Raw genomic sequence first — 12,419 nt, 5'->3', positions numbered from 1 at the left:
ATGGATTGGGAAATCGTCATCGGCCTGGAAACGCACACCCAGCTTTCCACCGACTCCAAGATCTTCTCGGGCAGCAGCACCCGCTTCGGCGCCGCGCCCAACACGCAGGCCAACGTGGTCGACCTGGCGCTGCCGGGCAGCCTGCCCGTGATGAACCGCGGCGCGGCCGAACGCGCCATCCGCTTCGGCCTGGCCGTGGGCGGCACCGTGGCCCCGCGCTCGGTGTTCGCGCGCAAGAACTACTTCTACCCCGACCTGCCCAAGGGCTACCAGATCAGCCAGTACGAGTTGCCCGTGGTGCTGGGCGGCTCGATCTCGTTCTTCGTGGGCGAGGAAGAAAAGACCGTCAACCTGACGCGCGCCCACCTGGAAGAGGACGCCGGCAAGTCGCTGCATGACGCCTACTCGCTGGCCGATGGCCGGCCGGGCAGCGGCATCGACCTGAACCGCGCAGGCACGCCGCTGCTGGAGATCGTCACCGAACCCGAGATGCGCTCGGCCGCCGAGGCCGTGGCCTATGCGCGCGCGCTGCACGGCCTGGTGGTGTGGCTGGGCATCTGCGACGGCAACATGCAGGAAGGCTCGTTCCGCTGCGACGCCAACGTGTCGGTGCGTCCGCGCGGCCAGAAGGAATTCGGCACGCGCACCGAGATCAAGAACGTCAACTCGTTCCGCTTCCTGGAACGCGCCATCCTGTTCGAGGCGCGCCGCCAGATCGAACTGATCGAGGACGGCGGCACGGTGGTGCAGGAAACCCGCCTGTACGACGCCGACCGCGACGAGACGCGCAGCATGCGCAGCAAGGAAGACGCGCACGACTACCGCTACTTCCCCGATCCCGACCTGCCCCCGCTGGTCATCTCGCGCGAGTGGGTCGAGGAAGTGCGCGCCGCCATGCCCGAGCTGCCCGCCGCGCTGCGCCAGCGCTTCGAGGCCGACTACGGCCTGTCCGCGTACGACGCCGCGCAGCTGACCGCCAGCCGCGACATGGCCGCCTACTTCGAGGCCGTGGCGGGCGCCCTGCCCGCGGGCCAGGCCAAGGTGGCCGCCAACTGGGTCATGGGCGAAGTCGCCGCCACGCTGAACCGCGAAGAGAAGGAACTGGCCGACGCACCGGTGCAGGCGCCGGCGCTGGCCGCGCTGCTCGCCCGCATCCTGGACGGCACCATCTCGAACAAGATCGCGCGCGAAGTCTTCGCCGCCATGTGGGCGGGCGAAAACGGCGGCCAGCCCGACGCCATCATCGATGCGCGCGGCCTGAAGCAGATCAGCGACACGGGCGCCATCGGCGCCATGATCGACGAGGTCCTGGCGGCCAACCCCGCCATCGTGGCCGAATACCGCGCCGGCAAGCAGAAGGCCTTCAACTCGCTGGTCGGCCAGATCATGAAGGCGGCCAAGGGCAAGGCGAACCCGCAGCAGGTGAACGATCTGCTGAAGCAGAAGCTGGACGCCTGAGCGGACGGCTCCGTTCCAGCTCCCATCAAACAGGCGACCCACGGGTCGCCTGTTTGTTTTCCGCGTCAACCGTCAGGCAGGACAAGTCGAGCCAGGGGTTCTTTGGTCGGATACCTGCGCGCGCGATGATCGAGAAGGAGTTTGCCGTGCAACGATGCTCGTCAGCCTTCCGATTGTGCGTGTCGCCTGCCGGCGATACATTTGTATAGCGACTGCCCCACCATGCGTCTCATCGACATCCCCATCATGGCTACGCCCGAAATCGACGTGCATGAGTTTTGCGCCGCGTTAGGCTCGTACATGAAATCTGACGCGCCCGTCATCGTCACTCGATGCGGAAAACCTGCCGGCTATTTCATTCCGGTTCTACAGCAGCCCGACCAGGCGCAGCAGAAACAGGGTGACGAAGACCAGGCATTCGCCTACTTGCTGGACGACCGGGAGATCGAAGAAGTCGTGGCCGAGTTCGAAGCGCTACGCAGGCAAGGTCACGCCAACGATGAACCCCGCGGGTAAGCATGCGCGGACGTCGAATTGTGCTGGACGCCAACATTCTGATCCGCGCGACACTCGGTCGTCGCGTACGCAGGATCATCAGTGCGCATGAACCATCGGCCGAGTTCCTGACGCCCAACACGGCGTACGAAGAAGCCAGAAAACATCTGCCGGCCTTGGTGAAGAAACGGGCGGTCATTCATCGGGGCATGGATGGAAACCTTGACACGCTGACGCCGCCTGTCAGCGTGCTCGATCGCGACGTCTATACGCCGGCGGGCGCTCGCGCACTGGCACGGATTGGTGACAGAGACCCTGATGACTGGCCCGTACTGGCCTGCGCATTGGCGTTGGACTACCCGGTCTGGACCGAAGACCGCAACTTCTTCGGAACCGGCGTGGCCACCTGGACCACGGACCGGGTCGAGCTGTATTTCAACGAGCCGGCGGCTTCCTGACCCGTCTCACACCACCCCGTACTTCGCCCGATATGCCAGCACCGCGTCGCGGTTCTCGGCGAACTGCGCATCTTGCTGCAGCAATCCCAGGATGTCGTTCAGGTTCGCGATGCTGATCACCGGCATGCCATACGTGCGGGCCACGTCCTGCACGGCCGAGTGCGGCGACAGGGCATCGTCGGCGCCGGCGCGCTCCATGCGGTCCAGCGCGATCAGCACGGCGGCGGGCTCGGCGCCGGCGGCGCGGATGATCTCGACGGACTCGCGCACCGAGGTGCCGGCGGTGATGACGTCGTCGATGATCACGACGCGGCCCTTCAGGGGCGCGCCGACCAGGGTGCCGCCCTCGCCGTGGTCCTTGGCTTCCTTGCGGTTGAACGCGAAGGGCACGTCACGGCCGTGCATGCCGGGATGCGCGGCCAGCGACACCGCGGTGGCGGTGGCCAGCGGGATGCCCTTGTAGGCCGGGCCGAACAGCATGTCGAAGGCGATGCCGGAATCCAGCAGGGCCTGCGCGTAGAACTGCGCCAGCTTGCCCACCGACCGGCCGCCGTTGAACAGCCCGGCGTTGAAGAAGTAGGGGCTGATGCGGCCCGACTTGACCTTGAAGCTGCCGAAGCGCAGCACGCCCTCGTCCAGGGCGAAGCGGACGAAATCGGCGGAAGTGGCGGAGGAAGGGGTAGCGGCCATGCGGGGATCCGAAAAAGTGCTTGCGGGCGGTTCGTGGAATACCGGCATTATCGACGATACGGCGGAGGTAATGGCGGCACGCGGCAGCGACTTGGGATGGCAACGTGCGCCAGCGACGCGCGGCATGCGCCCGCGGCATGCGCAGAACGGACGCGCGCCCCGGGACGTCGCCTGGTGGAGACCGGCTCGGTTAAAGTCGAGGGTTAGCCCCGCCCGCTTGCCGCCTGCCAGGCGGCTGCAAGCGACACAGAATGACAGGAGTCTCCCGTGCTGCGCATCACCTCGATCAATCTCAACGGCATCCGCTCGGCCTTCCGCAAGGGCCTGCAACCCTGGATGGCCACCCATGACGCCGACGTGCTGTGCCTGCAGGAAATCAAGGTGTCCCACGAGGACCTGACCGACGACCTGCGCCACCCGCCCGGCTACAACGGCCATTTCTGCCATGCCACCAAGAAGGGCTACAGCGGCGTGGGCATCTACCTGAAGCAGCCCGCCGAGAAAGTCGCCACCGGCCTGAACTGCGAAGAATTCGATCCGGAAGGCCGCATCATCCGCGCCGACTGGAAGACGCTGTCCGTCATCAGCGCCTACCTGCCCTCGGGCTCCAGCGGCGACGAGCGCCAGCAGGCCAAATACCGTTTCCTGGACCGCTTCGGCCCCTGGCTGGACGGCATGATGGAAGAACATCGCAGCACCGGCCGCGAGTTCGTCATCTGCGGCGACTGGAACATCGCCCACAAAGAGATCGACCTGAAGAACTGGAAGGGCAACATGAAAAACTCGGGCTTCCTGCCCGAGGAGCGCGCCTGGCTGACCGACGTGTTCGACAAGCGCGGCTTCGTGGACGTGTTCCGCCAGCTCGACGACCGGGCGGACCAATACACGTGGTGGAGCAACCGCGGCCAGGCCTGGGCGAAGAACGTGGGGTGGCGCATCGACTACCAGATCTGCACGCCGGGCATTGCCCGCGCGGCCCGCGCCACGGCCATCTACAAGGACGAGCGTTTCAGCGACCATGCGCCGTTGACCGTGGACTACGACTGGACGTTGTAGCCATGATGCCGCCCGCGGGCGCGGCGGCAGCCCGGGCCACGCCCCGCCGCCTGCGCCGCGCTCCGTGACGGAACGCCTTTCACGGCGCCGGCGCGTACACCCTGATCCGATGCCCATCCGGATCCAGCGCCAGAAACGTGCGTCCGAAATCCATATCGACCGGCGATTGCGCGATGCTCACGCCGCGCGCCACCCAGTCGGCGTGCACGGCGTCCACCTGGTCGGCATACTTCACGGGAAAGCCCAGCTCGGCGCCGCCGGCCGAGGCCACCGGGCGCGGCGCCACCGTGTGCCGGGCCCACAATCCCAGCTTCAGGCCGGACGCCAGCACGAACAGCACGAAGCCCGGGCTGGCCTCGACCGGCTGGGCATCCAGCAGGCCGGCGTAGAAGCGGCCGCTGGCCTCGGGGCTGTCGACGTAGAGAATGATGTGGTTCGGGTGTTGCATGGTGGATACTCCCTGCGGGTTGAATGACCGTCGGGATGATAGGCACCCATGCTGCCAGTTCATGGCAGCATCAATCGGCCGCGCGCGCCTGGCGTTCGCGCAGCTTCCATTCCTTCATCAGGGCATGCCGGCGGCGCGGATAGCGCATGTCCAGCGGCGCCGCGCTGGCGATCCGGTCGACGCGGAAATGTCGGTAGTCCTGCCGCAGCTCGCACCAGCCCAGCACGATGCGCACGCTGTCGAAGAAGGCCAGCCCGAACGGCCAGATCAGGCGGCGCGACTCGGCGCCGCCGCCGTCGCGGTAGCCGATCTCCAGCTTGACCTCGGCCCGGATGGCCTGGCGGATGACGGCGAGCTCCACGCCGTCCGGCGGAATGGCCTCGGCGGGCGGCGCCACCAGCAAGGTCGAGGCATCCAGCCCGGCGCGCAGGTCGTCGGGCAGCACCGCGGCGATGCGGGCCAATGCGTTGCGCGCGGCATCGCGCAGCCGGTGGTCGGTGCGTTCGGCTACCCACAGCGACCCCAGCACCAGCGCCTCGATCTCGTCCTCGGTAAACATCAGGGGCGGCAGCATGAAACCGGGCCGCAGCACGTACCCCACGCCCGGTTCGCCCTCGATGTGCGCGCCCTGCGCCTGCAGGGTGGCGATGTCGCGGTACAGCGTGCGCAGGCTGACGCCGACCTCCGCCGCCAGCACGCGGCCGCTGACCGGCAGCCGGTGCCGGCGCAGCACTTGCAGCAGATCGAACAGGCGGGCGGAGCGTGACATGGCGGGCATGCTACGCCAATATGCCGATACCTGGCTCATTCCGGGAAGGACGGCACCACGCCGTCCGACATGCGCAGTTCGGCGTTCCCATCGAGGCCGTGGAAGCGCACCGAATCCCTTTCGCCGACCTGACGCGAACCTCACGTTCCCCGACAACTTAGACATTTCGTTTCACCGCAATTACGGTTACATCCGTCTTCCCTGCGTAGAATTTATCGGGACACATACCGGCGCGGCCCCCGGCTGCGTTCCCAAAAAAAATTCTGGAGAAGCGCGATGGCCACCGCCGAAGCCACTACCGCAGGTCAAGACACCCCGCCCGGCCAGGACACCCAGCTCAAGCGGGTGATGGGTCCCAAGCTGCTGCTGCTGTTCATCATCGGCGACATCCTCGGTACGGGGGTCTATGCGCTGACCGGCCAGGTGGCCGCCGAAGTGGGCGGCGCGGCCTGGGCGCCCTTCCTGGTGGCGTTCGCGGTGGCGCTGCTGACCGCTTTCTCGTATCTCGAACTCGTCACCAAGTATCCCAGGGCGGCCGGCGCCGCGCTGTACGTGCACAAGGCCTTCGGCGTGCACTTCCTCACCTTCATCATCTGCTTTGCCGTGATGTGCTCGGGGCTCACCTCGGCCGCCACGGCGTCGAATGCCTTCGCGGCCAACCTGTTCGCGGCACTGGGCATGAAGGCCGATGCCGGGCTGGTCACGCTGGGCGCGGTGGGTTTCATGCTGCTGGTGATGATCGTCAACTTCCGCGGCGTGTCGGAAAGCGTGAAGGCCAACGTGGTGCTGACGCTGATCGAACTGAGCGGCCTGCTGCTGGTGATCGGCCTGGGCTTCTACGCCATCGCGGGCGGCCAGGCGGACTTCTCGCGCGTGGTGGCCTTCGATACGCCCGAGGACAAGAGCGTGTTCCTGGCCGTGACCTCGGCCACGGCCCTGGCCTTCTTCGCGATGGTGGGTTTCGAGGACTCGGTGAACATGGCCGAGGAAACGCACAATCCCAACAAGATCTTCCCCAAGGTGATGCTGACCGGTCTGGGCATCACCGCCGTGATCTACGTGCTGGTGTCGATCTGCGCCGTGGCGCTGATCCCGGTGGGCGAGCTGGCGGCCAGCAAGACGCCGCTGGTGCTGGTGGTGCAGCGCGCCGCCCCCGGCCTGCCGATGGACACGATCATGCCGATCATCTCGATGTTCGCGGTGGCCAACTCGGCGCTGATCAACATGATGATGGCCAGCCGCCTGCTGTACGGCATGTCGCGCCAGGGCGTGCTGCCGAAGTTCCTGGCCAGCGTGCACGAGCGCACCCGCACGCCGTGGGCCGCCATCCTGTTCACCACGGCGCTGAGCCTGGGCCTGATCATCCTGGTGTCGAACTCGAACTCCGAGGCCATCCGTTCGCTGGGCGGCACGACGGCGCTGCTGCTGCTGGGCGTGTTCGCCTTCGTCAACGTGGCGGTGCTGGTGCTGCGCCGCGACAAGGTGCAGCACGAACACTTCCGCATCCATACCTTCTTCCCGCTGCTGGGCGCGATCGCGTGCATTTTCCTGGTGACGCCGGTGACCGGCCGCGACGTCATCCAGTATCAGGTGGCGGGCTGGCTGCTGGCGCTGGGCGTGGTGATGTGGGGCATCACCATGTTGGTGAACCGCAACCAGCACGCGCACCTGGATCCGTCGAAGATGGAGGATTGACCCATCGCTGCCGTGTCGTCACGACGTGCGAAGGCGGCCTGCGGGCCGCCTTTTCCATGGCATTCGCGCGCCGGGCCGGCGCCCCATGCAGAACGGGCGGCATGCCGTTGCCGGCCTGCCGCCCGTTCCGTTACCGATGCCCGGCGGATGGCCGGGCGCGGGATCAGAAGATGTGACGCATGCCCACGGCGCCGCCCAGCTGGGTGGAGCCGCCGGGGATTTCGCTGCGCTGCGCGTCGCTGACCTTGTTGAAGTCGAGCGTGCCGTACAGCTGGGTGCGCTTGGACAGGGCGTATTCCGCCACGCCCACGACGGCCCAGCGGCGGCCCTTGTCGCCCTCTTCGACCACGTTCTTGCTGCGGTCGTAGTAGCCGGCGGCGGTGAACGCCCACGCGCCCGGCGCGTAGGTGGCGCCCAGGAAATAGCCGCTGTCCTTGCGCTGCAGGCCGGCGCCGCCGTCGGTGTTGCCCATGACGGCATTGACCCAGCCGGTTTCGTCACGGCCGTTCAGGTAGCCGGCGAAGACCTTGACCTCTTCGATGATCTTGTAGGTGGCGTTGATGTTCCAGACGCGCTGGTCGAGGTCGGAATTGACCGACGAACGCGACAGCTGGTAGCCGCCGCCGATCTGGAACGGGCCGGCCGTGTAGGCCAGCGTGCCGCCGTACTGCTGGCCCTGCTTGCGATCGCTGAAGCTGTCGCCGCTGGAGGTGTCCGAATTGAACGAATACTGCAGGATGACGTCCAGGCCGCCCAGCTTGCTGTTGCGGTAACGGACCGAGTTGTCGCTGCGGGCGCGCGACATGGCCACGGGCAGCCAGGAGTTCTGGTCGTAGTTGCCGACGGTCAGGGGATCGAACGTGTCGGCCAGCAGGGTGAACAGCGCGGTGTCCTGGCGACCCAGCGAGATGGCGCCGATGTCGCCGCCGTCGAGCCCGACGTAGGCCTGACGGCTGAACAGGCGGTTGGAGTCGGAGCGCTGGCCGTTCTGCACGTTGAAGCCGTTTTCCAGGCGGAAGAACGCCGAGTTGCCGCCACCGAGGTCCTCGGTGCCGCGCAGGCCCCAGCGGCTGCCGGAGATGGCGCCGTTGTTCATGCCGATACGGCTGTGGCCATCGCTGTCACCGTGGTTCAGGTAACGGACGCTGATGTCTGCAATGCCGTAAAGGGTCACGCTGGTTTCGGCGTGGGCCGTGCCGGCCCACACGCCAGCCAGCATCAGAGCCGATACGAAACGCTTCATGGGTCTTTCTCCTCTTTTTCCGGACCTGTTGGGTCCGCCATGTTCTCGGTGGGCCGTCCGGATTGGACGTGCTCTGCAAAGGTCTTGCAGGCGCTAACAGTACCATCGCGTTACGGGATGTGGCTCAGCGAAACGTGAATAGAGGATTAATTCACGCCATCGCGCTCCAAAGACGCGATTTCGTTGCGGCGTAAATGCAACAGTGCAAGACCAGGTAACGCAATCGCCACCGTCACGAGGAAAAATCCGGGCCACCCGAGGTGGTGAACCAGCCACGGCGTCAGCGGCCCGGCCAGGTAGGTGCGCCCGACCGCCGACAGGGCCGACAGCAGCGCGAACTGCGTGGCGGAGAAGCGCTGGCGGCACATCGCCATCAGCAGGCCCACGAACGCGGCCGTGCCCAGGCCGCCGCACAGGTTCTCGACACCCACGGCGCCGGCCATCAGCCACAGGTTGCGCGGGCTGACCGCGATCAGCCAGTACCCCAGGTTGGACACCGCCTGCAGCAGTCCGAAGGCCAGCAGCGAGCGGTACAGGCCCCAGCGAGACATCAGGCTGCCGCCCGCCAGCGCGCCGACGATGGTGGCGGCCAGGCCCAGGACCTTGTTGACCTCGCCCACCTCGGTCGGCGAGAAGCCGGCGCCGCGGATCAGGAAGGTCGTGGACAGCGCGCCGGCAAAGGCATCGCCCAGCTTGTACAGCACGATCAGCAGCAGCATGCCCAGCGCGCCGCGCCGGCCGAAGAAGTCGCGCAGGGGCTCGACCACCGCCTGTCCCAGGCTGCGCGGCGCGGACACTGGCGTCTCGGGCTCGGGCGCCCAGAACGTGGCCAGCACGCAGGCCAGCATCAGCGCGCCCATCAGCAGATACGTGTTGCCCCAGCCCAGCCAGCTGTCGGCCAGGATCAGCGCCAGGCCGGCGGACACCAGCATGGCCACGCGGTAGCCCAGCACCTTGACCGCCGCCCCCGCCCCGCGCTCTTCCTTGCGCAGCACGTCGGTACAGTAGGCATCGAAGGCAATGTCCTGCGAGGCCGACAGCAGGGCCACGAACACCGCCAGCAGCGCCAGCGGCAGCAGCGCCTGGGACGGCGACATGAGGCCCATGCCCATGATGGACAGCGCCAGCAGCACCTGCGTGACCAGCATCCAGCCGCGGCGCCGGCCCAGGAACGGCGGCGCATAGCGGTCGATCAGCGGCGCCCACAGGAACTTCAGCGTGTAGGCGCTGCCCACCAGGGTGAGAAAGCCGATCTGCTGCAGCGAAATGTTCTCGACGGTGGCCCACGCCTGCAGCGTTCCGCTGGTCAGCGCCAGCGGCAATCCGCTTGCAAAGCCCAGCGCCAGCAATGGCGCCACGCGGCGGCTGAGATACACCTTGCCCGCGGCGGGCGCTTCTGCGTCTGCGATGGCCAATCTCCGTCTATATCCGGGGCAGGCGCCAGGCCGGCCCGATCCCCGGCATATTACCCAAAGGCGAAGCGCCGGATTCGTATTTGGTAGAATCCCTAATTGTCGAACAAGAAGAAACGGTATTGCGGTGCACGCACCGCGACGAGCCGACGTCCGCAGCCTGCACGCCCTGAACGCGACCCACGCCACGTCGGCCATGCTGCTGCGCTGGGGGAGATATGTCGGTCGGCCGGTCATCCGGCTGGATTCAAGACCCCGCCTCATCAAGGCGACCTCCCGGAGCACCAATAAAATTGGCCTCGAAATCCTCCGCTGACGCGAAGAACCGCGACAGCCGCAAGCACACCTTCACCCGCCGCCGTTTCCTGGGCACCGCCGCAGGCGCGGGCGCCGTGGCGCTGGGCTACAGCTATCTCACCGACGACCAATACCGCGCGGAAAAGGCGGACCGCACCGTCGACGCGCTGCTGATCGGCGGCGGCATCATGAGCGCGACGCTGGGCGTCTACCTGACCGAACTCGAGCCGGACTGGTCCCTCGAGATCTTCGAACGCCTGGACGGCGTGGCGCAGGAAAGCTCGAACGGCTGGAACAATGCCGGCACCGGCCACTCGGCCCTGTGCGAACTGAACTACACGCCCATGGATGTCAATGGCAACGTGCAGATCGCCAAGGCCATCGAGATCAACGAGCAGTTCCAGATCTCACGGCAGTTCTGGTCGCACCAGGTGCGCCGCGGCACGCTGGGCTCGCCGCGCGAATTCATCAATTCGACGCCGCACATGAACCTGGTCTGGGGCCAGGAAAACGTCGATTTCATGAAGAAGCGCGTGGCGGCGCTGCAAGCCAGCCCGCTGTTCGCCGGCATGGAGCTGACGACCGATCCGGCCAGGATTGCCGAGTGGGTGCCCATCATGATGGAAGGCCGCGAGGGCGGCCAGATGCTGGCCGCGACCCGCTCGCCGCTGGGCACCGACGTGAACCTGGGCGAGATCACGCGCCAGTTCTACGGCCATCTCACCGGCACGTCGCGCCTGAAGCTGTCGACCGGCTACGAGGTGCGCTCGATCACGCGCAACCCGGACGGCACGTGGCGCGTGTCGGCCTTCGACATGAAGGACGACTCGAAGATCCAGACCGTCGACGCGCGCTTCGTGTTCATCGGCGCGGGCGGCGCGGCGCTGCCGCTGCTGCAGCAGTCCGGCATCCCGGAAGCGAAGCAGTACGGCGGCTTCCCGGTGGGCGGCGCGTTCCTGGTCACCGAGAAGCCCGAGATTGCCCTGCGCCACCTGGCCAAGGTCTACGGCATGGCCGAGACGGGATCGCCGCCGATGTCGGTGCCTCACCTGGACACGCGAGTCCTGGACGGCAAGCGGGTGCTGCTGTTCGGCCCCTTCGCCACCTGGTCGAGCAAGTTCCTGAAGGAAGGCTCGTATTTCGACCTGCCCGCGTCGCTGACCACCAGCAACATCATCCCGTCGATGCAGGTCGGCGTGCACGAGTTCGGACTGGTGAAGTACCTGGCGCAGCAGCTGTCGCTGTCCAAGGAAGAGCAGATGAACGAACTGCGCCGCTACATGCCCGAGGCGCGCGACGAGGACTGGCGCCTGTGGCAGGCGGGCCAGCGCGTGCAGATCATCAAGAATGACCCCGACAAGGGCGGCCAGTTGAAGCTGGGCACCGAAATCGTGATGGCCGAGGACCGCTCCATCGCGGCCCTGCTGGGCGCCTCGCCCGGCGGCTCGACCTCGCCCGCCATCATGCTGTCCCTGCTGGAGCGCGCCTTCCCCGATCAGGTGAAGACGGACGCCTGGCAGCAGAAACTGCACAGGATCATCCCGAGCTATGGCCAGAAACTGAACGAGAAGCCCGAGCTGCTGGCCGCCGTATGGCGGGACACCGCCCAGGCGCTGCAGCTGGCGATTCCGTCGCCCAGCCTGTCCGGCGTGCAGGCCGGCGGCGCCGCGACGCGGGATTCAGCCCCGGTGCCCAGGGTGTCGGACATCCAGCTGTAGGCGCTGGCCCCGGATGGCAACAGCCCGCGCCCGCGCGGGCTTTTTTTCGTGCGCGCGCTCAGGGCGCCGCGAAACGGTAGACGGCCAGGGTGCTGCGCCAGCCCGGGAACATGCGCACTTCACGCTCGTTGTTGAAGGTGGCGCGCTCGAGGATGCGCAGCTTCAGCCGGCCGGCCAGGTCCTCGAAATCGCGCAGCGTGCACAGGTGGATGTTGGGCGTGTCGTACCACTGGTACGGCATCTGCCCCGTGACCGGCATGCGGCCGCGCAGCAACGCCCAGCCGTGCGGCCAATAGCCGAAGTTGGGGAACGACACCACGCCATGACGGGCCACGCGCGCCATCTCGCGCAGGATGTGCTCGGTGCGGTGCATCGACTGCAGCGTCTGCGACAGCACCACGGTCTCGAACTGCTTGTCGTCGAACATCGCCAGGCCGTCCTCCAGGTTCTGCTGGATGACGTTCACGCCCTGCTGCACGCAGGTGATGACGTGGTTGTCGTCGATCTCGACGCCGGCGCCGCGCACCTGGCGATGGTCGCGCAGCCAGGCCAGCAGTTCGCCGTCGCCGCAGCCCAGGTCGAGCACGCGGCTGCCGGGGTCGATCCAGCTGGCGATGCGGGCCAGGTCGGGCCGCAGCGCGGCGGAGTCGGAACGGGCGGATACAGGAGTCATGGGACGC

The 12,419-nt window shown here is 67.0% G+C and carries 12 protein-coding genes; 6 read left to right on the top strand and 6 right to left on the bottom strand.

Annotated features, from left to right (window positions below):
- From gatB to FS845_RS01765, 3 genes are all read left to right on the top strand, one after another.
- Positions 1 to 1,458, top strand: coding sequence for an Asp-tRNA(Asn)/Glu-tRNA(Gln) amidotransferase subunit GatB (gatB, locus tag FS845_RS01775; protein WP_144630348.1), 1,458 nt, complete (start codon positions 1 to 3; stop codon positions 1,456 to 1,458).
- Between the two features lie 222 nt (positions 1,459 to 1,680).
- A complete protein-coding gene (locus FS845_RS01770; RefSeq protein ID WP_144630346.1) occupies positions 1,681 to 1,974 on the top strand; it encodes a hypothetical protein in 294 nt (97 codons plus the stop codon).
- Positions 1,975 to 1,994: 20 nt separating this feature from the next.
- Positions 1,995 to 2,411 (top strand): PIN domain-containing protein, encoded by a 417-nt coding sequence (locus FS845_RS01765; protein WP_260986102.1) that lies wholly within the window; start codon positions 1,995 to 1,997, stop codon positions 2,409 to 2,411.
- Positions 2,412 to 2,417: 6 nt separating this feature from the next.
- Here FS845_RS01765 and pyrE read toward each other — a convergent pair whose 3' ends face one another.
- Positions 2,418 to 3,101 carry an orotate phosphoribosyltransferase gene (gene pyrE, locus FS845_RS01760; RefSeq protein WP_144630342.1) on the bottom strand — a complete coding sequence of 228 codons (684 nt, stop codon included), beginning with the start codon at positions 3,099 to 3,101 and terminating at the stop codon, positions 2,418 to 2,420.
- A gap of 267 nt (positions 3,102 to 3,368) precedes the next feature.
- Between pyrE and FS845_RS01755 the strand changes: the two genes are divergently transcribed.
- Positions 3,369 to 4,157 carry an exodeoxyribonuclease III gene (locus FS845_RS01755; RefSeq protein WP_144630340.1) on the top strand — a complete coding sequence of 263 codons (789 nt, stop codon included), beginning with the start codon at positions 3,369 to 3,371 and terminating at the stop codon, positions 4,155 to 4,157.
- Positions 4,158 to 4,236: 79 nt separating this feature from the next.
- On the opposite strand, the gene FS845_RS01750 is transcribed toward FS845_RS01755, so the two are convergent.
- Together FS845_RS01750 and FS845_RS01745 are read right to left on the bottom strand one after the other, a co-directional pair.
- Positions 4,237 to 4,605, bottom strand: a complete 369-nt coding sequence (locus FS845_RS01750; RefSeq protein ID WP_144630337.1) for a VOC family protein — start codon at positions 4,603 to 4,605, stop codon at positions 4,237 to 4,239.
- A gap of 70 nt (positions 4,606 to 4,675) precedes the next feature.
- Entirely contained in the window at positions 4,676 to 5,374 is a 699-nt protein-coding gene (locus tag FS845_RS01745) for a helix-turn-helix transcriptional regulator (RefSeq protein ID WP_144630335.1), read from the bottom strand.
- A gap of 276 nt (positions 5,375 to 5,650) precedes the next feature.
- Here FS845_RS01745 and FS845_RS01740 point away from each other — a divergent pair, with 276 nt between their 5' ends.
- A complete protein-coding gene (locus FS845_RS01740; RefSeq protein ID WP_144630333.1) occupies positions 5,651 to 7,069 on the top strand; it encodes an APC family permease in 1,419 nt (472 codons plus the stop codon).
- Positions 7,070 to 7,232: 163 nt separating this feature from the next.
- Here FS845_RS01740 and FS845_RS01735 read toward each other — a convergent pair whose 3' ends face one another.
- Positions 7,233 to 8,312, bottom strand: a complete 1,080-nt coding sequence (locus tag FS845_RS01735) for a porin (protein WP_144630331.1) — start codon at positions 8,310 to 8,312, stop codon at positions 7,233 to 7,235.
- A 146-nt stretch (positions 8,313 to 8,458) separates the two neighbouring features.
- Positions 8,459 to 9,721, bottom strand: a complete 1,263-nt coding sequence (locus FS845_RS01730) for a muropeptide transporter (protein WP_186332166.1) — start codon at positions 9,719 to 9,721, stop codon at positions 8,459 to 8,461.
- Positions 9,722 to 10,116: 395 nt separating this feature from the next.
- On the opposite strand from FS845_RS01730, the gene mqo reads away from it, so the two are divergent.
- Positions 10,117 to 11,739 carry a malate dehydrogenase (quinone) gene (gene mqo / locus FS845_RS01725; RefSeq protein WP_260986162.1) on the top strand — a complete coding sequence of 541 codons (1,623 nt, stop codon included), beginning with the start codon at positions 10,117 to 10,119 and terminating at the stop codon, positions 11,737 to 11,739.
- A gap of 58 nt (positions 11,740 to 11,797) precedes the next feature.
- Here the strand turns inward: mqo and metW are convergent, their stop codons facing one another.
- Complete coding sequence (gene metW / locus FS845_RS01720) at positions 11,798 to 12,412, bottom strand: methionine biosynthesis protein MetW (protein ID WP_144630328.1); 615 nt, start codon at positions 12,410 to 12,412, stop codon at positions 11,798 to 11,800.
- Between the last annotated feature and the right edge of the window lie 7 nt (positions 12,413 to 12,419).

The sequence above is a fragment of the Bordetella genomosp. 13 genome (assembly GCF_007679965.1).
Taxonomy (GTDB): domain Bacteria; phylum Pseudomonadota; class Gammaproteobacteria; order Burkholderiales; family Burkholderiaceae_B; genus Bordetella.
Note: the sequence above shows the minus strand (reverse complement) of the source record. Positions and strands in the feature narration are given on the sequence as shown.